Origin of the sequence: Halorubrum sp. LN27 (genome assembly GCF_016635065.1) — an archaeon.
Taxonomy (GTDB): Archaea; Halobacteriota; Halobacteria; order Halobacteriales; family Haloferacaceae; genus Halorubrum; species Halorubrum salipaludis.
In genome coordinates this window covers 1,138,857-1,158,205 of sequence record NZ_JAEPET010000001.1, presented here as the reverse complement: position 1 = coordinate 1,158,205, position 19,349 = coordinate 1,138,857, and the positions used below count along the sequence as shown (strand labels likewise).

The window sequence follows — 19,349 nt, the reverse complement described above, 5'->3', positions numbered from 1 at the left end:
CGCCGATTACCCGACGATCTTCCGTTGGCCCTCGTAGTCGAGGTACTCGATGTTGTCGTCCGAGGTGAAGTCCTCGCCCTCGGGGATGCGCATCGTGAACGTGTCGTAGGTGTCCAGGTCCATCACCTGGACCTCGTCGTCGTTGACGTTGACGACCTGTCCCTGCTTGCGCTCGATTATCGGGACCCAGACCTTGGCGTCGACCGGCTGCGAGAGCGAGCGCTTCCTGTCGTCGAAGACGCCCTTGCCCTCGACGCGCGCCTTCGCGCTCCCGTGTTTCCCCGGCTTCGCTGTGCTGTAGTGGTTGATCTTACAGGGAGTGTCGTCCATCATGACGTAGCTTCCCTCCTGCAGTTCGCGAACCTGCTTCTGCTCTCGCGGCATGGGCGCTACTTTCCCCGGCGCGGGTATAAACGGTTTGGAACGGCGTTGTGCGGGGCGGACGATGACCGACTCGGGCGGCGGCTCCCTACGGGTCCATCTCGTCGACGTACTCCTCCTCGTCGGCGTCGCCGTCCGGCGGGACGAACTGACCGGTGAGGAGGTAGCTGGCGACGAACAGGCCGAGGAAGCCGATCCCGACCGCGGCGGTGGTCCGGACGACGAACGGGAAGTCGATCCACCAGAGCGCGCGGTCGGCGATCGCCATGACGACGACCGCGACGAACAGCGCCTTCTGCTCGTCGGTCGGGTCGCGGACGAACCCGACCACGTCCTCTTTGATCTCGCTGAAAAAGCCCATCTCAGGCACCCCCCTCCGCGCCGATCTCGTCCGCACGCTCGCCCTCGATGACGCGGCTCACGCGGTCGAGTCCCTCCTCCAGCTCCTCGGTCGGGAGCCCGAACCCGATCCGGAACCGGTTCGGGAAGCCGAACAGCCCGCCGGGCGCGAGCACGACGCTCTCCGCCTCGACGACGGTCCGACAGAACGATTCGGCGTCGTCGAACCCGTCGGGGACCGTGACGAACCCGTTGACGCCGACCGGGTCGTACCAGTCGAGGCCGTGGCGGTCGAGCCAGTCGGCCACGATCGCGCGGTTCGTCTCCGCGAGCTCGCGGTTCTCCTCCAAGATCCTCGGCTCGCGCCGGCCGAGCGCCTGCTTCGCGACGTGCTGGCCGAACAGGCTCGGCGAGATGGTGGTGTAGTCCTTCCAGCGCCACGCGCGCTCGACGACCGCCTCGGGGCCGGCGATCCAGCCGAACCGGAGCCCGGCGAGCCCGTACGCCTTGGTGAGGCTCGTCGTCGAGATCCCGTGCGAGCCGAAGCTGGCGACCGGCGGCTGGGGCGCCTCGGCCAGCAGGCGGTACACCTCGTCCGCGAGGAGGTACGCGTCGCGGTCGACCGCCACGTCGTAGACCGCCCGCATCGCCGCCTCGTCGTGGTACCGGCCGGTGGGGTTGTTCGGGTTGTTCACGACGATCACGGCGGTGTCGTCGCGGGCGGCGTCGGCGACCGCGTCCGGGTCCAACTCCCACTCGGGGGGTTCCAGCTCGACGCGAGTCACCTCGCCGAAGGCCTCGGGGACGGCGTGCAGGGCCTGATACGTCGGCGTGACGACGACGGCGTGGGTGCCGGAGCCGACTCCCTCGCCGTCGGGGTCCTCCCCGTCGACCCCGTCGCCCCCGGCTTCCGATCCGCCGTCAACGGCGCCCTCGTCGCCCAGAAGCGAGAGGAACGCGAGGAAGTTCGCCTCCTGCGTCCCGCAGGTGAACAGCACCTCGTCGGCGCTCCGGCCGTACCGGTCGCCGACCGACGCGCGGAACTCGGGGTCGCCGTTCGTCGGGATGACGTAGCCGAGCTTCCCCGGATCGAGGTCGAACCGGTCCGCGCCCAGCGACCGGATCCCGCTCTCGGCCAGCATGATGTCGGCCTCGTGCTCGTACTCCGCGAACCAGCGTTCGAGGCCGAACGGGTCGATGCGCATACCCCTGCTCGGGCGGGCGCGAGGTTAGGTGCTACGGTCCCCAGCGGCGGCCGACGCCGGCGCTGCGCCCTCGCGGGGGTGGAGGCGTACGGAGACCCGGAGGCGCCCACCGCACCCGCAACGACTTTTACCGGCGGACGTGAGGCCCGACCATGATCCTCAACCGGGGACGGCTGCTGGGCGCGTTGCTCGTCGCGCTGGCCGCGCTCGCGGCGGTCGTGCTGGCGGAGGTGTTGCGGACCGTCGTCTTCGCGGTCACCGTCGCGTACGTCCTGTACCCGGTTCGTCAGCGGCTCGTCGGACGGGGGGTGTCCCGCCGGATCGCGTGCGTCGCCGCCACCGTCGTCGCCTTCGTCGCCGCCGTGCTCCTCGTGGTTCCGCTGTTTTACGTGCTGTATCGGCGGCGAGCGGCGCTGATCGAGATACTCGGACAGATCCCCGACGTCGTCCCGATCAGCGTGGGCGAGTTCGAATTCGCCCTCGAGACGGTGCCGTACGTCGCGGCCGCCGAGGTGTGGATCCGCCAAGTCGCGATCGGGGTCGCGGCCGCGGCGCCGCGGCTCGTCTTGGAGCTCGTCGTCTTCACGTTCCTCGTGTACGGGATCCTCTACCGACCGAGGGCGGTCGAAACCGCCGTCTTCGGCGTGGTGCCCGCCGAGTACCAAGACATCCCGACGCGGCTCCACGAGCGGACGCGGGAGACGCTGTACTCGATCTACGTCCTGCAGGCGGCGACGGCGGCGGGGACGTTCGGCCTCGCGTTCGCGCTGTTCGCGCTCCTCGGGTACGACTCGCCGGCTCTGCTGGCGGTCATCGCCGGGGTCCTCCAGTTCATACCCGTCGTCGGTCCGAGCGTGCTCGTCGTCGCGCTGACCGCGGGCGACCTCTTGGCCCAGGAGACCGGACGGGCGATCGCCGTGTTCGTGCTCGGGATCGTCGTCGTCTCCTTCGTTCCCGACGCGGTGATCCGGACGCAGCTCGCCGACTGGGCCGGCCGGATCTCTCCGGGGCTCTACTTCGTCGGGTTCGTCGGCGGCGTCCTCACGCTCGGCGCGGTCGGGCTCATCGTCGGCCCCCTCGTCGTGTCGCTGCTGCTCGAGGTGATCGACATGCTCACCGAGCGCGGCGCACCGGCGGACTCCCTCGGGGGCGCAGGGAACGCGGAGGAGTGACTGACCCTTCCCGGCTGGCTCCCCGACCCGCCCGATCCGCCGGCACGGCTTTCACTCGTTCGACCCGCCCGATCCGCCGGCACAGCTTTCACTCGTTCGACCCGCCCGATCCGCCGGCACAGCTTTCCCTCGCCCGACCGTTCGATCGGTGTCAGATGTCTTCGCCCGATCCCCCCGCGGCGCTCGCCGACGCCCCGACCCTCGCGGCCCGACGGCTCGACGACCTCGCCGGCCGCGTGGCATGCGCGAGTCCCGCTGACGGCGGCGGTGACCGGACCGGCTCGGCCGACGGCGGCGCCCTCGAGGTGTTCGCTCCGGCGACCGCCGAGCGGATCGGCTCGGTGCCGGCCTGCGACGCGGACGACGTCGACGCGGCGGTCGAGCGCGCCCGCGAGGCGCAGGACGAGTGGGCGGCGACGCCCGCGTCGGAGCGCGCGGCCGTGCTCGACCGGTTCGGCGACCTCGTGCTCGACCGCCGCGGGGAGCTGCTCGATCTCCTCCAAGTCGAGACCGGGAAGTCGCGCCGGACCGCGGTCGAGGAGCTGTTCGACGTGCCGACGGGGTGCGGCTACCTCGCCGAGCGCGCGCCCGGCGCCCTCGCGGACGAGCGGCGGGCCGCCGTCGCGCCCGGGATCTCGACGGCGACCGTCACCTACGAGCCGGTCGGCGTCGTCGGCGTAATCTCGCCGTGGAACTACCCGCTGACGCTGTCGATGGCGGACGCGCTCCCCGCGCTCGCCGCGGGCAACGCGGTGGTCCTCAAGCCCGACGAGAAGACTCCGTACGGCGCGCTCGCGCTCGGCGAACTGCTGGAGGTCGCCGGGCTCCCCGACGGGCTGTTTCAGGTCGTCACGGGCGAGGGGCCGACGGTCGGTCCCGCCCTGATCGACGCGGTCGACCACGTCGCGTTCACCGGGAGCACCGAGACCGGCCGCGCCGTGGCCGAGCGCGCGCGGCGGAACCTCGTCGACTGCTCGCTGGAGCTCGGCGGCAACAACCCGCTCGTCGTCCTCGACGACGCCGACGTCGACGAGGCGGCGCGGGGCGCGGTCCAGGCCTGCTTCTCGAACGCGGGACAGCTCTGCCTGTCGGCGGAGCGGATCTACGTCGCGGAGCCGACGTACGACGCGTTCCTCGACGCGTTCGTCCGCGAGACGGAACGGCTCACCCTCGGGACCGGGTACGACTACGACGCCGAGGTGGGCTCGCTCGTCGACGCCGCCCAGCTCGATCGGGTTGAGAGTCACGTCGCCGACGCCCGCGAGCGCGGCGCGACCGTGCTGACGGGGGGCCGGGCCCGCCCCGACGCGGGGCCCTACTGCTACGAGCCGACGATTCTGACCGGCGTGGACCCCGACGCGACCGTCGCGTGCGAGGAGACGTTCGGGCCGGTGGTCGCCGTGGCGCCCGTGCCCGACGCCGACGCCGCGGTCGCGGCCGCGAACGACTCGCCGTACGGGCTCAACGCGAGCGTGTGGACGCGGGACCGCGACCGGGGCGCCGCCCTCGCCCGCGAGATCGACTGCGGCACCGTCAACGTCAACGACGCCTTCCTCGCGACGTGGGGCGCCGCGGACGCGCCGATGGGGGGCTTCGGCGACTCCGGGCTGGGCCGCCGTCACGGCCCCGAGGGGATCCGGCGGTACGTCGAGTCGCGGACGATCGGCGTCTCGCGGGTCGGGCCCCTCGGGTTTCCGGACCGACTCCCGACCGACTGGTTCGTCCGCGGCGCGTTCGCGGCGCTCTCGGTCGGGCGGCGGGCGCGCCGCGGCGCGCGCCGGCTGAAAGAGCGGGCCGGGCTGCGGTAGCGCTGGTCGTCGTGAAGGCGGAAGTCGCCGGGGGACCTCCGGATTCAAGCCCGTGGCCTGCCACGTCGACCCATGGCAGGACCGGATCCCACCAAACTCCGGCGGGTCGTCGACGCGTTCCCTGCGACGCTTGACGACGACGCCGACCGCGTCGACGACCTCCTCGACGGGACGTACGGCAGGCTGACGCGCGAGTGGTACCCGGAGCTCGCGGAGCTGACAGAAGCGTACGGCGACCGCGAGATCCTCCGCGAGGACGTGCTCGAACACGTCGAGGCGGTGCCGTCGTTCCGGCTCTCAGACGGCGCGGCGCCGCTCCCGGAGAAGCGACGGGCGCTCGCGAGGGCCGACGAGGCGGCCAACGACGTGACCGAGATCGCCGGCTGGTACGCGACGCTCCGGTCGATGCTCACCGACGACCCCGAGGACCTGACCCGCGTCGAGCGCCTGCTCCACGGCTTCGGCTACGTCCTCGCGCACGGGCTCTTCCTCGGCGCGTCCTCTCCCGAGCGAATCGTCCGACGGCTCCGGCTCGCGTACCGGTCGGTCGGCGTCGACATCGACGACACGGACAGCGAGGCCGGCGCGGAGCGAACGACGTTCACCTGTCCGTACCGAAACGTGGGGGCGCGGATCTACGGCGAGAAGTGGGTCTGCCACGAGAAGCTCGACCGCGTCGACGACGGGTACGTGACGTACCTCGCGGAACGGGGGATCGACTACCAGCGCCCGCGGGACTGCGACAGCGGCGAGCGGTGCTACTCGACGGTCGCGCGCGACGGCCCGGAGCTGTGGTGGCCGAAGACCGCCCCCGCGGAGCTCGGGGCGCTCTCGTGACTCGGGACCGGAGCCGGCCGCGGTCGACGCCGGGGGGATCGGGGGGCCGCACGCCGTCGTCGACCGCCGAGGACGAGGACGAGGACGCGCACCCGATACACCGGATCCAGCGCGGATACGCCGCGTGGGCGCGGGTCTACGACTGGTTCGCGCGGGCGACCGCCTCGGTCGGCGGCGTGCGTGCGGGCTGCGTGCGGGCGCTCGACCTCGCTCCGGGCGACACCGTCGTCGAGTTCGGCTGCGGGCCGGGGGTCAACGTCCCGGCGCTGCGCGAGGCCGTGGGCCCGACCGGACGCGTCGTCGGCGTCGACGTCACCGGCGCGATGGTCGACCGGGCGCGGCGACTGGCCGACCGGCGGGGGTGGGAGAACGTCGCGTTCGTGCGGGGCGACGCCACCGACCCGCCGATCCACGGGGGAGCGGTCGACGCCGTCCTCGCGACGTTCGTCACGTCGCTGTTCTCGGACCCGCACGCGGTCGTGAGCGGCTGGTGTGACCTGGCCGACAGCGTCGTCGTCGCCGCCTTCGCGCCGCGGGGGAGCCGCCCCGCGAACGCCGCCCTCTCGGCGTTCGTCCGCCTGAACGGACGGCTGTTCGACGCGGACGCGGGCGATCCCCTCGACCGACTCGACCGGCGGACGGCGGCCGCGCGGCGGGCGCTCGCGGAGAACGCGGCGACGCTGACGGAGGAGCGGTACCTGTTCGGGACGATCGCGACGTACGCCGGCCGCGGACGCGCGGACGAGCGAGGGCGGTGAGGTGGGGCGAAACAGCAACGTTTAGCGCGCCCCCGGACGCACCCCCTCACATGAGCTTCTTCGAGACGCTCGCGGCCCGGATCGAGTCGACCGACAGCCTCGTCTCGGTCGGGCTCGACCCGGATCCGAGCCGGCTCCCCGAGTTCGTCGCCGACGCCGACCTTCCGCGGTGGGCGTTCAACCGCCGGATCATCGACGCGACCCACGAGCACGCCGCCTGCTACAAGCCGAACGCGGCCTTCTACGAGGACGCCGACGGCTGGCGCGCGCTCGAGGAGACGATCGCCTACGCCCACGGCAAGGGCGTGCCGGTCCTCTTGGACGCCAAGCGCGCCGACATCGGCAACACGACCCGACGCTACGCCGGGGCGCTCGACGACGACGGGCTCGGCGCCGACGCGATCACGGTGAACCCGTACCTCGGTCGTGACTCCCTCCAGCCGTTCCTCGACCGCGAAGAGAGTGGCGTGTTCGTCCTCTGTCGCACCTCCAACCCGGGCGGGAGCGACCTGCAGGACCTCGAACTCGCCTCCGGCGACCCGCTCTACGAGCGGGTCGCGGCGCTCGCGGACGTGTGGAACGGGAACGACAACGTCGGGCTCGTCGTGGGCGCGACCGCGCCCGAGGAGCTGGCCGAGGTCCGCGAGATCGTCCCCGAGATCCCCTTCCTCGTCCCCGGCGTCGGCGCGCAGGGCGGCGACGCGGAGGCCGCGGTCGAGCACGGGCTCGCGGAGCGCCCTGACGCCGCCGTCGACGTCGGGCTCGTCAACTCCTCGCGCGGGATCATCTTCGCCGGCGAGGAGTCGAGCCGACCAGGCGACGAGGCGACCTACTTCGGCGCCGCGGGCGACGCCGCCAAGCGCCTCAAAAAGCGGCTGAACCGGCATCGGTAGGGCGTCGACGGCTGGTCGAACCGCGGGCGCGGGGCCGTCTCACTGCTGGCGTCCCTGGGTGCACGCCGTACAGGCCCCGGCGGCGTCGTTCCAGTGGTCCTCGCAGACCGCGCGGCCGCACCGCGGGCACGCGTGCCGCGCCGGCGCCGCCTCGCACACCTGGCAGATCCCGGTGACGCTCATGGGGTCCCCTCCGGTCGGGTCGCTTATGAGCCTCGGGGTCGACCCCCGCGTATGCGCCAGTTCGTCGTCATCGGCCACGACGTGCCCACCGATCCGGACGCGATCTCGCTGTCGGACATCCCCGGGGCGGGCAGGCTCGACCTCCTCTGTCGGTGTGTGAGCGCCGGCGTCTTCCTCTCGCACGGGATCCGCGAGGCGGTCCGGGTCCACCTCGTCGCTGCCGACGAGTTCACGGTCACCTTCGACGCGGACAGCCTCCGGCACCTCCACCCCGACGAGCGCAACGTCGCCGCCCGGATCCGCGACGCGCTCGACGCGCAAGACGACGCCATCGGGCACATGCCCGCCGACGTGTCGCCCGGTGTCGAGCTCCGCCGGATGGGGCTCGACGCGACGCTCGACCGGCTGCTCGACGGGTCCGGCGCTTCGGGCGGGTCCGGCGGATCTGCCGGCGACGACCCGACCCTCGTCCAGCTCCACGAGGAGGGCGACCCCCTCGTCGAGGCCGCGCCGCCGACCGACCCCGTGTTCGTGCTCTCCGACCACAACGACTTCGCCGCCGCCGAGCGCGACCTGCTCGCGGACCGCGCGGACCGCCGCGTGCGCGTCGGGCCGAAGCGGCTCCACGCCGACCACACCGTCTCCGTCGTCCACAACTGGCTCGACACCGATGGGTACGCCTCCTACTGACGACCGGCGCACGACGACCGCGCCCGCGACCGACGACCGGTTCGCGGTCCCGCTCCGGGGCGTCGCCGTCGACCCCGAGACGCGCTGCGCCCACTGGGACAGCGCCGTCGACGTGGTCGCGCTCCGGTTCGGCTGCTGTGAGGCGTACTACCCCTGCGACGCCTGCCACGACGCCGCGACCGACCACGCGGCCGAACCCTGGCCCCGCGACCGGTTCGACGAGCCCGCGGTGCTGTGCGGGGCCTGCGGCGCGACGCTTTCCGCCCGCGAGTACCTCGACGGGGACAGTGAGGGACGGAGTCCCTCTAGCAGTCGGACGCAGTCCGACGACAGTGAGGCGCAACGCGCCACTGGCAGTCGGGCACAGCCCGACGACGCCTGCCCCCGGTGTGACGCCGCGTTCAACCCCGGCTGCCGGGCGCATCGGGACCGATACTTCGAGTCGTGATGCGGGCGGGGCGGGCGGCTCCGGGCGGGAGCGTTCCCCGATCGCCCCGGCTTTCGGAAAGGTTAAAAGAACGAACGGCCTTCTGTCAAGTGCGGGCCGGTGGGGTAGCTTGGTATCCTTCGGCCTTCGGGTGGCCGTAACCACGATTCAAATTCGTGCCGGCCCATAGGATACATATCCTTTTTCCACCATTCTCTGCCAGTTAGCGGCGGGTTTTCGTCCGACTAGGGGTAGCGGAATGAGCGTCGATCACCAGACGGATGTGGAAGCCGACCTCGACGACAACTGCACGGTCGCGACCGTTGTCGAGAGGTGGACGATCGAGATCGGGACCTGTTCAACGACAACGCCGAGCTACGGCTCTGGGAAGACTCGGGTGCACCGAGTTCGAAGGCAATCCGCTTCTCGGTGTCGTCGGCCCTCTCAACGAGGCGGTCGGCTTCGGCCTGACTGAGTCAAACTCTCTTTCCGGCTTCGTCTTCGTCGTGGTCCCTTGGGCCCATCGCACGTCCGATTATCTCGTTAACCAATCAAAAGGTACTGCAAAGTGGAGTATCTGGAGGTAATAGAGCGCTCTAGAGGGCTAATTTCGTCCGGGTTCACACACCTTTCCAGACACCGGAGTCTGCTAAATTCTCTTGGTCAGACAGAGGAACTGCCGAAATTTCTTAGTTATCGTGTTATGTTAAGGACACTATGACTGATGCCAGCGGGTATGACCAACACAATATCGACTATCCAGTTAGTCGGCGAGGATTACTCAAATTCTTAGCTGTAACCGGTGTGGTGAGCGGCGTCGGTGCCCAATCTGGAACTGCACAACAAGAGGCTGGAGAACAGCGATGGGAATTCACTACGGAGGGATGGGTTAACTCTTCTCCCACAATCGTCGATGAAACAGTGTTTTTCGGAAGCCGAGACGGAAGCACCGTGTACGCCGTCGACACAGCAAGTGGATCAGAACAGTGGCAGTTTCCAGCAGGCGATTTCGTAACTGCGTCAGCAAATGTCGTCGACGGGACGGTGTATATCGGGTGTGGGGGTGGAGATGCCGAAGAAGCAAACAATCTATACGCGCTCGATGCCGCCGATGGAACAGAGCAGTGGAGATTTGAAGCGGACGGCTATTTTTTATCTGCTCCGACCGTGGCAGATAATCGCGTGCTCGTTGGCAACAGCAATGGAAGCATCTACTGTGTCGATACAGAAGATGGGAGTATAATCTGGGAAGTGACAGATCAATACTCGCGTGACGTGAACTCCTCACCAGTTGTACTGGGGGAGACAGTATATATCGCCAAGTCGGAAGGTACTGTTTATGCCCTCGAGGCGAAATCCGGGTCTGAACAATGGTCGTTCGAGACAGGGGGTAACCCAGCGTCCCCCACTGTCATCGACGACACGCTTGTGATCGGCGATAGTGAGGGCATTGTTTACGGAATCAATGTAACCGAAGGTACAGAACAATGGCAGTTCGAAACAGGTGAGTCGGTTAGGTCGACACCAACTGGTGCTGACGGAACGGTCTATATCGGAAGCAACGACAACTATCTGTATGCACTTGACGTTGCCACCGGCGATACACACTGGGAAGTGAACCTCGGAGCGAGCGTCAATTCACCAACAGTAACTAATGACCACGTGATTGTTTCAGCCGAAGATGGAACCGTGGCCGCAGTGGGGATTTCAAACGGTACTGAACGCTGGCAGGCGACTGTAGAGCGCATCGAGAACTCTTCACCAACCGTCGTTGATGGAACGGTTTTCATTGGAACTCGGGGGGTTGGATCCGGCACACTACAGGCGATTGCGACGGGAACCACCGAATCGAGTGTTGGATCGCGGGTTCAATTGGGTACACTCGGCCACCATCATACATGGGCACAGACTGCTTCACAAACAACTTCCGAAGAAGAGGCGCCACCCGACGGATCGAATAGCAGCGATGTTGAATCCAATACGGCTAGCCAGCTCAACGAGCAGATTCTCACCACTCTCGGAGTCGTTGTTGCTGCACTCGCGAGCATAGCATATGTCGTCACACGTCGGCTGGGTAAATCGAAATAGTACAAAGAGAACCGACTGCTCTACTCTGCTGAACCCACAGAGGGAATCCGGCTCGGTTCGTTATTTCATCGATTCAGTATTAGTCGCGATATTAGTTCTGAGACGGGAGGGAGAAGACTCATCCGTTAGTTTTGATGAGTATCAATCATGAACAGACGCCAGTACCTCGTAGCCGCCTCAGCCGTGGTGCCACTTGCTGGATGTACCTCGGATAATGAAGATCCCTCCTCAGACGGAAATACCTCCACCTCGGATCAGACCGAGTTACTCGAATCAGCACAGGAAGAGCTAGTAAACGCTCTTGATGCTTTTGAGGCGGAACTGGATGATATAGACGAAGTCGATAGTCGGATTTCGTTTCAGGACGAGACTATACAGGCGCATCTCGATCAGGCCGAGTCGTACCTAGATGATGCCGAAGAGGAAGGCGCTGATCAAGAAGATTGGATTGAGGCTATGCGAGGCGTTGTCAGCCTCATGCGGTCATTCATCGATGCCTTCGGTAGTTTCGCTGATGGTCTTGACGAGTTCCAGACTGGTGCTACGTACCTAGAAAATGAGCGATACAGCGATGCTGAATTGTCTTTCGTTGAGGCAAACGACCTCATAAATCAATCTAGCGACGAATTGGTGGTTGCACAAGAGAATCTCGATGAAATAGATTTCAGCGAATTCTCAGATTCCAGTGAGATCGATCGGATTGAGATGGAAACTCAGTTAGAAGAGTTCAGTGCCCTCAATACTGCCGTGTTGAATAGCGATCTAATCGGCTTATATCACGGTGTAGAAGGGCGAAGCCGAGGTAATCGATTCTGTCCATGGAAGTCGATCTCCTCGACTTCGTTGAGCAGTGTCGGCACCTAGTCAAACAAGCGTTGGGGAAACACGCGGGCGAGCCCGCCAGCGGCGGGTTCGCCCGCTGGAAGCACGTCGTCCTGCACTGTTTTCGGCTCGAAGAAGACCACAGCTACCGCGAAACGCCGAATCGGCTGGACTACATGGCTGAGATTCGTGATGTACTCGACTTAGATCGGGACAATCTACCGGATTACAGCACCATCTACAAATCGTTTGATCGGCTGAAAATGTGGGTGTGGCGGGCGCTGCTGCGCGTTTCAGCGCAGCAGCACCCGCAGTCTGGCCACGCAGCACTCGACAGCACGTTCTTTGACCGCCGCTCGGCCTCGTCATACTATCGCCAGCGGTCGGGAAGTAACGTCCAAACGCTGAAAGTCACGACACTAACCGATAGAGAGTCGCTTGCCGTTCTTGACGTACATATCTCTGCCCGGTGGAAACATGATACGAAGACCGGGCCGCAGGTCGTCCGCCGGAACGCGGACGACCTGCTGTCCGTGGCTGCTGACAAAGCCTTCCACAACTGGGTCACGAAGTACGAATTCTACGCGCTTGGCGTCGAGCCACTCATCTTACAGCGTGGGTCAAAGCCGTTGACGCTAGGACACAACGCGCTCATCCGGGCAAAAGGCTACTCTCAGCGCTGGATGGCCGAGACTTCATATTCGACGACGAAGCGCTCGCTCGGCGATGCCGTGCGAGCGCTGGGCTGGTATCGGCAGTTCCGTGAAATTGTCCTTATGTTCGCCATCTCCAACATAGAACCGCTCTGTAAGCCACTCTAACCGTGACTCAGCACCTATTCAACACGGCACTCAATACCGATCTTGAATACATGACTAGGACGTATCGAGATCTCGCTCGCGGATTTGGTGAGTTCCTTCCGGCCGCTGAGTCATTCGACAATGAACAGTATGGTGATGCCGAAGATGAGTTCCGGAGTGCAAGAGACCACTTCTCATCAGCCGCTTCTACGATAAAAGAGGGAGAGGAATCAGCGACCGACGATTTTATTGATGACTTCATTGGGCTGACTTGCTATGCTGAAGCGCTGAGAGATGCCGCCGATAATTACGTATCCGCGTCAGAGGCGGCCTCGAATTCCGACTGGGACACGGCCGAATCTCGTGCTGAAGATGCCAACGCTGCTCTTGAGAGATGTGACTACCAAGCTACGTAATCAGACCTATTTTTAGCCACAGGGGTTCGAAAAAGAATCGCGTCCTAGCCGGCTACTGAACCGGATTGACTCTGAACGTGTCGTCTGTTTCGTCGACGCGAAGATGCGTGTCGGCCAACTCGTCGTCGTCATCGATGTGATCCCATTCGCAAAACCGACGTTGCCAACTTTCAAGTCCGCCGCTGGCCGCGTGTGACACGGATGCAACTCTTCGCTTCGGCGTCGGACCGGCGGCGGGGAATTCTCGCGATCGTCGTCGTTGCGGCCGCGTTCGTCGGCCTCTACCTCCTCGTTCGTGAGTACGCGGGCTTCATCACGGACGCCGAGGCGCTGCGCGCGTGGCTCCGGCAGTTCGGCGTCCTCGCCCCGCTTGTGTTCGTCGCCGTGCAGGCCCTCCAAGTCGTCGTCGCACCGATCCCCGGGCAGGTCGTCGCGCTCGTCGCGGGCTACCTCTTCGGGCCGGTCGCGGGCACCGTCTACAGCCTCACGGGCGTGCTCATCGGCAGCGCGGTCGCCTTCTCGCTCGCGAAGCGGTACGGTCGCTCGTTCGTCGAGGACGTGCTCCACGAGGACGTGATAACGCGGTTCGACGGCTTCGTCGAGACGGTCGGGGTCCCCGGGCTGTTCGCGTTCGTGATCATCCCCGGGCTGCCCGACGACGCGGTGTGCTTTCTAAGCGGGCTCACGAAGTGGTCGCTCCCGACCTTCATCGCGGTGATCGCCGTCGGTCGGCTGCCCGCGTACGTGTTCACCGTCTACGCCGGCGGCGAGCTGGCGAGCGGGCGGGTTCTCTCGGGGGTCGCGCTCATCCTCGTCGTCGTCGCCGCGTCCGCGGTCGGCTACTACAAACGGGAGGCGGTCAGGGACCTCGTCGCCCGCGTGGAGCCGCGGCTTCCGTTCTGAACGGTCGTCGAAGCGTCGCGGGCCGCGGCGGCCGGCGGCCCCGACCGGTCACCCCCACGTCCACTGGTGGTCGAGCACGAACCGGTAGAGCCCGCTGAGGAAGATGGCGACCGCGTTGGCGACGAGGTACATGACCCCCGCCCACTCGACGAGCGCGGCCAGCACCCCGAGCTGGATCGGGATGGCGGTGCCGCGGACGAGGTTCGTCTTGAGAAGCCCTCTGAGATACGCTGAAGTCCCTGTGTTCTGTCTCGCGCGGAAGGTCCACGCGTTGTTGAGCACGTACGAGAGGACGATCGTGATCTCGATCGCGATGGTGGCGCCGATCAGGTAGTTCAGCCCGGCCGTGTCGACGAACAGCCACAGCAGGCCCATCTGGATCGCGGCGGTGGTGGCCCCGACGACGACGAACCGGCGCATCTGGACCGCGATCGGCCCGGACGCGAGGTCCCTGAGAACGGCGCGGAGCATCACCGGTAACCGAGCGCTTCGAGGCGGGCTTCGAGGTCCTCGTCGACCGCCTCGTCCTCGTCGCTCCCGTTCTCGCCGCCCTCCTCCGCGTCCGCCTGTACGTCGCGGAGCTCCGCGACGTGCTCGGCGGCGATGGGCGCGAACCGCTCGACGACCGCGAGCGCCTCGTCGGACGGGTCCCCGGAGAGGTCGTCCTGCTGGGTCGGGTCCGAGGGCCGGTGGTACAGCTCCGTCTCCCCCGTGTCCGCGTTCTCGATGTACGTCCACTCGTGGTCGCGGACGCTCACGAGCAGGTCGCCGTCGGACAGCGACCGCGGAATCGGCTGTTCGGTCACCTCTTCACCGCGGACGGTGACGGAGACGACCGGGTCCTGATCGGGCGACTCGTCGCCGGTGACCGCCGGCGCGAGCGACTCGCCGCGCCACTCCGGGGGCGCCTCGACGCCGAGCAGGTCGGCGACCGTCGGCGGGATCGCGTCGAGCCCGACGTGCTCGGAGACGCGCCGGCCGCCGTCCTCACCGGGGACGTTCACGATGAGGGGCACCTGAATCAGCTCGTCGTACAGCTTCGGGTAGTGCGCGAGGTGGCCGTGCTCCTGGAACTCCTCGCCGTGGTCGCCGGCGACGACGATCGCGGTCTCGTCGGCGATCCCGGCCGCTTCGAGCTCGTCGAGCAGGCGCCCGACGCTGGCGTCGACCTGCCGCACCGTCGCCTGATACAGGGTCCGGAGTTCGCGCAGCGTGCGCTCGCCGACCTCCCAGCCGAGGCTCGTCCGCGTGTGGGCGTGGAGCATCCGGTGGGTGCCGACGAGCCCGTCCGAGACCTCGCGGATGTACCGCGGCGCGGGGACGTACGGCGTGTGCGTGTCCATGTAGTGAACCCACAGGAAGAACGGGTCGTCGGTGTCGTCGACGAAGTCGGTCGCGGCGTCCTCCACGTCGAACATCCGCGACGCGTCGAGGAAGGGCCGGTCGTCGCTCTCGCCGCGGAGCTTGGAGCCGAACCGGCGGAACGGCGACGTGGCAAGCTGGATCCACGCCTCGACCGTCGGGTGCGCCGCGAGGTACCGGCTGTAGCGGCTCGACCCGACGCTGGTGACGAACGGTTCGAACTCGTCGAACCCCTCGGGGTACCCCCAGTGGGAGGTGAGGAAGCCGTTCGCGGCGTTGAAGCCGCCGGTCGCGATGCCGGCCTCGGAGAGCACGGACGCGAGCGTTCGGGCGCCCTTCACGCCGATGTCGCCGTTCCGCGTGAAGACGGGCTCGGAGGCGAGGATCGAGGGGAACGAGAAGGGCGTCCAGTTGCCGGTGGCGAACGAGCGGTCGAAGACGGTCCCGTCGGCGGCCAGCTCCGAGAGCACCGGCGAGTGTCGGTCGTCGTCGTAGGGGCCGATTGCGTCCGCCCGGAGCGAGTCGATCGTGACGAGGAGAACGTTGGATACCGCTCCGCCCGATTCGGTCGAGGCCGAGCCGTTCGCGTCCGATTCGGTCGAATCCGATCCGTCCGAATCCGACGCCGCTGAGGTCGATGCCGCTGTGTCCGAGGTCGACGTGTCCGATACCATGTTATGCGAGAGTGTGGTCTGACGCCGCCGAACCGCGGGCCGGCCCGACCGAGCGCGCCGGGTCCCGCCCCCCGAGGGATCGGAACGCGCTCGTCCGTCGAGCCGAGGGGCCGTCGCTGACCCCGCGTCCCGTCGGGCCGGCCGTCAGAATCACTAGTATACCCGACAGCGGTCTGCCAACGGCTTGAGGATTTCGGTTCCCGGGATGACGGGGATCGAGAGGCGAGTTCGCGCCGAACGTAGCTATTTCACCTTCGCGACCCGAGACCGATGCATGAGCGACGCGTCGACTGCGGCGAGCGGCGAGGGGGAAACGACCGACGGGGGGGAGGCGACCGGCGCCGGACGCCTCGGGCTCGAAGCGCTCGACGAGCCCGTGCCGTCGGACGAAATTCCCGAGGACGTGCCGGGAGAGTCGCGGGCGGTCGACGTCGGCGACGTCCGGCTCCACGTCGTCGAGGCCGGGCCCGAAGACGGGAAGCTGCTGGTCCTGCTCCACGGTTTCCCGGAGTTCTGGTACGGCTGGCACGAGACGGTCGCGCCGCTCGCCAACGCGGGCTACCGCGTCGTCGTCCCCGACCAGCGCGGCTACAACCTCTCGGAGAAGCCGCCCGCCGTGAGCGACTACCGGATCGACGCGCTGGCGCGCGACGTGGTCGGCCTGATCGACGCGTACGACCGCGAGACCGCCGCCGTGGCCGGCCACGACTGGGGCGCCGCGGTGGGCTGGTGGCTCGCGCTCCACCACGCCGACCGGCTCTCGGAGTTCGTCGCGGTCAACGTGCCGCACCCGACCGTCTTCGAGCGCGCCCTCCGGAGCTCGTGGGACCAGCGGCTCAAGAGCTGGTACGTCCTCGCGTTCCAGCTCCCGAGGCTCCCCGAGGCGGTCGCCAGCGCCGGGAACTGGCGCCTCGCCGCCCGGGGGCTCCGCGAGTCGAGCGATCCGGGAACGTTCACCGACGAGGACCTCAGGCGCTACCGCCGCGCGTGGAACCGCGACGGCGCGTTCGAGGCGATGGTGAACTGGTACCGGGCGATCGTCCGCGATCGCCCGACCCCCGAGACGGAGACCGTCGAGGTCCCGACGCTCGTGATCTGGGGCGCGAAGGACCGCTTCCTCGCCACGCGGCTGGCCGGCCAGAGCGTCGAGCGCTGCGCCGACGGCCGGCTCCTCACCCTCGACGCGGCGACCCACTGGGTCGTCCACGAGGAGCCCCACCGGGTCGCCGAGGCGATCGCCGAGCACGCCGACCCGCTGCCGCCGGGCGCGCGGGAGTAGCTCGGTGGCCGCGGCCGCCCGCGTCGCGTTCCCCGGCCCCGCGCCCCCGATCCGCCAAACGCCTTTTGTACCGACGCCGGCGACGACACGGTATGACGCTCGATCGATACGCGGACGGGGTCGACGGGCTCGCGCCCGACGACGGAGCAGTGGAGACCGCGGAGCTGGCCGTCACCGACGACGTGCTCGTCAAGGCGTTCGCGCTCGGCCCGGGCGCGACCGTCGACCCGCACGAGCACGGCGACGCCACCAACGTCTTCCACGTCCTCGAGGGCGAGCCGACCGTCGTTCGCGGGGACGAGGAGGAGACGCTCGCGGCGCCCGCGGTCGTGCTGAACGAGCGCGGGACCGTCCACGGCGCCCGGAACGACACCGACGAGCGCGCCGTCATCACCGCCAGCCTCTGCCCGCTCCCCTGATGGACGGCGAGATCGACCCCGAGGAGCTGGCCGCGCTGCTCGACGACGCCGACAGCGACTCCGGAGACGGGGAGGGTGACGACGGGGGAGAGGACCTCCGGATCGTCGACATCCGCGACCGGCGCGCCTTCGACCGCGGACACGTCCCCGGCAGTGAGTGTATCCCCTTCCCGGAGCTGACGAGCCGCGTCGCGGAGCTGGAGGGCGCCGCGCGGATCGTCACCGTCTGTCCCCACGGGGTCGCCAGCCGGCAGGCGGCCCAGCTGATCGGGAGCTACGCCGGGACGCAACGCGCGCGCGTCGAGAGCCTCCGCGGCGGGATCGAGGCGTGGGAGCGCGACGCGGGAGCGCTCGTTCCGACCGCGGCCGACGGCGGCGACCCCGACGGCGACGCCGACCCCGACGAGGGACCGGACGCGCCCTTTTAGGGCGCTACGGGGTCCGGAGAGGGGTTAGCGGCCGGGCGTTCCTCCCCGGACTCACTCCGCGTTGGCGCAACGGCGATCGATAGCGGGAGTGGGTCTCGCAGATCGATGGTAGTGAGCATCGTCGATCCCTTATAAACACCCGCCAGCACCACCACAATCCGACTTATAAACAACCGATTCATCGCAGTGATTCACGTACTCCCGCCGTCGATCGTATAGCGTCGCGTCCGGGAGTGTGCGCCGGAGACGCCTCGGCGGAACGCATATCCCGCTGCTATCCTAACCCGAGTCATATCGATGACAATGGGTACCACTCGCACGGTCTCCCTCCGGCGGGTCGGCGCGCGCCCGGACCGGAGCGGTACGCGACCGGACCGGGTCGCCACAGGCGGGCCGCGATCCGCGGTCCGTGACGACGAGCGACGCCATGACTGATCCGGCGGAGTCGGGGCCGCTGGGTGCGGGCCTCGGCGAGAGAAACGGCGACGGTGAGGTGGACGGCGACGGCGAGAAAAACGGCACGGCCGCCGAGGGGCCCGCGATGGAGCCCGCGGCGGTTGCCGAGCTCGCCGATCGCGTCGCCGACAACGTCGAGGAGGTGATCGTCGGGAAGCGGGAGGCGGTCGAGCACGTCGTCGTCACCCTGCTCGCCCGCGGCCACCTCCTCGTCGAGGACGTGCCCGGCGTCGGGAAGACGACCCTCGCGAAGGCGGTCGCGCGCTCGATCGACGGCTCCTTCAAGCGCGTCCAGTTCACGCCGGACCTCCTTCCCTCCGACGTGACGGGCGTCAACGTCTTCGACCAGTCGACAGACGAGTTCGAGTTCCAGCCGGGTCCGGTGTTCGCGAACGTCGTGCTCGGCGACGAGATCAACCGCGCGCCCCCCAAGACGCAGTCGGCCCTCCTCGAGGCGATGGAGGAGCGACAGGTGACGACGGACGGGGAGACCCGCGAGCTCCCGGACCCGTTCTGCGTGATCGCGACGCAAAATGACGTGGAGCCCGGCCAGACGTACGACCTGCCGGTCGCGGAGGTCGACCGGTTCACCAAGAAGATCCGGCTGGGCTACCCGGACACCGACGAGGAGGCCGAGATCATCGGGCGGATGGCCGCCGGCCACCCGGTCGAGGCGGTCGAACCGGTGGCGACGATCGAGGACGTTCGTCGCGCGCGGGCGGCGGTGGGCGCGATCGAGGCGACGGAGGAGCTGCGGGAGTACGTGGCGCGGCTGGCGGTCCACACCCGGCGGCACGCACACCTCGGCGTCAGCCCGCGGGGGAGCCTCGCGCTGTTGCGGGCCGCGCAGGCGCGGGCCGCGCTCGACGGCCGCGGCTACGTGATCCCGGACGACGTGCAGGCCGAGGCGCCGACGGTGTTCGCCCATCGGATCCGGTCCGAGTCCGGCGGCGCCGACGGCGCGGAGATCGTCGCCGACGCCCTCGAACGGGTCCCCGTGGAGTGAGCC

At 68.0% G+C, this 19,349-nt stretch carries 21 protein-coding genes and 1 tRNA gene; 17 read left to right on the top strand and 5 right to left on the bottom strand.

What is annotated here, in order from left to right:
- Nucleotides 1-6: 6 nt before the first annotated feature.
- The 3 genes from JIN95_RS05720 to JIN95_RS05710 all read right to left on the bottom strand — a co-directional run bounded on the left by JIN95_RS05720 (nt 7) and on the right by JIN95_RS05710 (nt 1,925).
- Entirely contained in the window at nt 7-384 is a 378-nt protein-coding gene (locus JIN95_RS05720) for a translation initiation factor IF-5A (protein ID WP_095637133.1), read from the bottom strand.
- A gap of 85 nt (nt 385-469) precedes the next feature.
- Nucleotides 470-742 (bottom strand): hypothetical protein, encoded by a 273-nt coding sequence (locus tag JIN95_RS05715; protein WP_095637132.1) that lies wholly within the window; start codon nt 740-742, stop codon nt 470-472.
- Between the two features lies 1 nt (nt 743).
- The gene (locus JIN95_RS05710; RefSeq protein WP_200530769.1) at nt 744-1,925 is read right to left on the bottom strand and encodes an aminotransferase class I/II-fold pyridoxal phosphate-dependent enzyme; all 1,182 of its coding nucleotides are present in this window, start codon (nt 1,923-1,925) and stop codon (nt 744-746) included.
- A gap of 152 nt (nt 1,926-2,077) precedes the next feature.
- Here JIN95_RS05710 and JIN95_RS05705 point away from each other — a divergent pair, with 152 nt between their 5' ends.
- The 13 genes from JIN95_RS05705 to JIN95_RS05645 all read left to right on the top strand — a co-directional run bounded on the left by JIN95_RS05705 (nt 2,078) and on the right by JIN95_RS05645 (nt 13,722).
- Nucleotides 2,078-3,097, top strand: a complete 1,020-nt coding sequence (locus JIN95_RS05705) for an AI-2E family transporter (protein WP_095637130.1) — start codon at nt 2,078-2,080, stop codon at nt 3,095-3,097.
- A 155-nt stretch (nt 3,098-3,252) separates the two neighbouring features.
- A complete protein-coding gene (locus JIN95_RS05700; protein ID WP_200530768.1) occupies nt 3,253-4,905 on the top strand; it encodes a succinic semialdehyde dehydrogenase in 1,653 nt (550 codons plus the stop codon).
- Nucleotides 4,906-4,977: 72 nt separating this feature from the next.
- Complete coding sequence (locus JIN95_RS05695; RefSeq protein WP_200530767.1) at nt 4,978-5,742, top strand: hypothetical protein; 765 nt, start codon at nt 4,978-4,980, stop codon at nt 5,740-5,742.
- Nucleotides 5,739-6,500 (top strand): methyltransferase domain-containing protein, encoded by a 762-nt coding sequence (locus JIN95_RS05690; protein WP_321169252.1) that lies wholly within the window; start codon nt 5,739-5,741, stop codon nt 6,498-6,500. The genes JIN95_RS05695 and JIN95_RS05690 overlap by 4 nt, the downstream gene beginning before the upstream one ends.
- Before the next feature lie 50 nt (nt 6,501-6,550).
- Nucleotides 6,551-7,393: an orotidine-5'-phosphate decarboxylase gene (pyrF, locus tag JIN95_RS05685; RefSeq protein WP_200530765.1), complete on the top strand. Its 843-nt coding sequence runs from the start codon at nt 6,551-6,553 to the stop codon at nt 7,391-7,393.
- A 234-nt stretch (nt 7,394-7,627) separates the two neighbouring features.
- On the top strand, nt 7,628-8,266 hold the full coding sequence (trmY, locus tag JIN95_RS05680; protein WP_095637125.1) for a tRNA (pseudouridine(54)-N(1))-methyltransferase TrmY: 639 nt from the start codon (nt 7,628-7,630) through the stop codon (nt 8,264-8,266).
- On the top strand, nt 8,247-8,714 hold the full coding sequence (locus JIN95_RS05675; RefSeq protein WP_200530764.1) for a CHY zinc finger protein: 468 nt from the start codon (nt 8,247-8,249) through the stop codon (nt 8,712-8,714). The genes trmY and JIN95_RS05675 overlap by 20 nt, the downstream gene beginning before the upstream one ends.
- Before the next feature lie 93 nt (nt 8,715-8,807).
- Nucleotides 8,808-8,880, top strand: a tRNA-Pro gene (locus JIN95_RS05670).
- 530 nt (nt 8,881-9,410) lie between these two features.
- The gene (locus JIN95_RS05665) at nt 9,411-10,781 is read left to right on the top strand and encodes a PQQ-binding-like beta-propeller repeat protein (RefSeq protein ID WP_200532109.1); all 1,371 of its coding nucleotides are present in this window, start codon (nt 9,411-9,413) and stop codon (nt 10,779-10,781) included.
- A gap of 147 nt (nt 10,782-10,928) precedes the next feature.
- Nucleotides 10,929-11,645 (top strand): hypothetical protein, encoded by a 717-nt coding sequence (locus JIN95_RS05660; RefSeq protein ID WP_200530763.1) that lies wholly within the window; start codon nt 10,929-10,931, stop codon nt 11,643-11,645.
- On the top strand, nt 11,600-12,424 hold the full coding sequence (locus tag JIN95_RS05655; RefSeq protein WP_050034033.1) for an IS5 family transposase: 825 nt from the start codon (nt 11,600-11,602) through the stop codon (nt 12,422-12,424). The genes JIN95_RS05660 and JIN95_RS05655 overlap by 46 nt, the downstream gene beginning before the upstream one ends.
- A gap of 2 nt (nt 12,425-12,426) precedes the next feature.
- The gene (locus JIN95_RS05650; RefSeq protein ID WP_200530762.1) at nt 12,427-12,819 is read left to right on the top strand and encodes a hypothetical protein; all 393 of its coding nucleotides are present in this window, start codon (nt 12,427-12,429) and stop codon (nt 12,817-12,819) included.
- A 201-nt stretch (nt 12,820-13,020) separates the two neighbouring features.
- Entirely contained in the window at nt 13,021-13,722 is a 702-nt protein-coding gene (locus JIN95_RS05645; RefSeq protein WP_200530761.1) for a TVP38/TMEM64 family protein, read from the top strand.
- A 48-nt stretch (nt 13,723-13,770) separates the two neighbouring features.
- Here JIN95_RS05645 and JIN95_RS05640 read toward each other — a convergent pair whose 3' ends face one another.
- Nucleotides 13,771-14,193 (bottom strand): GtrA family protein, encoded by a 423-nt coding sequence (locus JIN95_RS05640; RefSeq protein WP_095637122.1) that lies wholly within the window; start codon nt 14,191-14,193, stop codon nt 13,771-13,773.
- A complete protein-coding gene (locus JIN95_RS05635) occupies nt 14,193-15,758 on the bottom strand; it encodes a sulfatase (RefSeq protein WP_200530760.1) in 1,566 nt (521 codons plus the stop codon). Before JIN95_RS05635 ends, JIN95_RS05640 begins: the two co-directional genes overlap by 1 nt.
- A 274-nt stretch (nt 15,759-16,032) precedes the next feature.
- On the opposite strand from JIN95_RS05635, the gene JIN95_RS05630 reads away from it, so the two are divergent.
- The 4 genes from JIN95_RS05630 to JIN95_RS05615 all read left to right on the top strand — a co-directional run bounded on the left by JIN95_RS05630 (nt 16,033) and on the right by JIN95_RS05615 (nt 19,346).
- Complete coding sequence (locus JIN95_RS05630) at nt 16,033-17,037, top strand: alpha/beta hydrolase (RefSeq protein WP_234699164.1); 1,005 nt, start codon at nt 16,033-16,035, stop codon at nt 17,035-17,037.
- A 92-nt stretch (nt 17,038-17,129) separates the two neighbouring features.
- On the top strand, nt 17,130-17,456 hold the full coding sequence (locus JIN95_RS05625) for a cupin domain-containing protein (RefSeq protein ID WP_095637119.1): 327 nt from the start codon (nt 17,130-17,132) through the stop codon (nt 17,454-17,456).
- Complete coding sequence (locus JIN95_RS05620) at nt 17,456-17,884, top strand: rhodanese-like domain-containing protein (RefSeq protein ID WP_200530759.1); 429 nt, start codon at nt 17,456-17,458, stop codon at nt 17,882-17,884. Before JIN95_RS05625 ends, JIN95_RS05620 begins: the two co-directional genes overlap by 1 nt.
- Before the next feature lie 427 nt (nt 17,885-18,311).
- The gene (locus tag JIN95_RS05615) at nt 18,312-19,346 is read left to right on the top strand and encodes an AAA family ATPase (RefSeq protein WP_200530758.1); all 1,035 of its coding nucleotides are present in this window, start codon (nt 18,312-18,314) and stop codon (nt 19,344-19,346) included.
- Nucleotides 19,347-19,349: the final 3 nt, after the last annotated feature.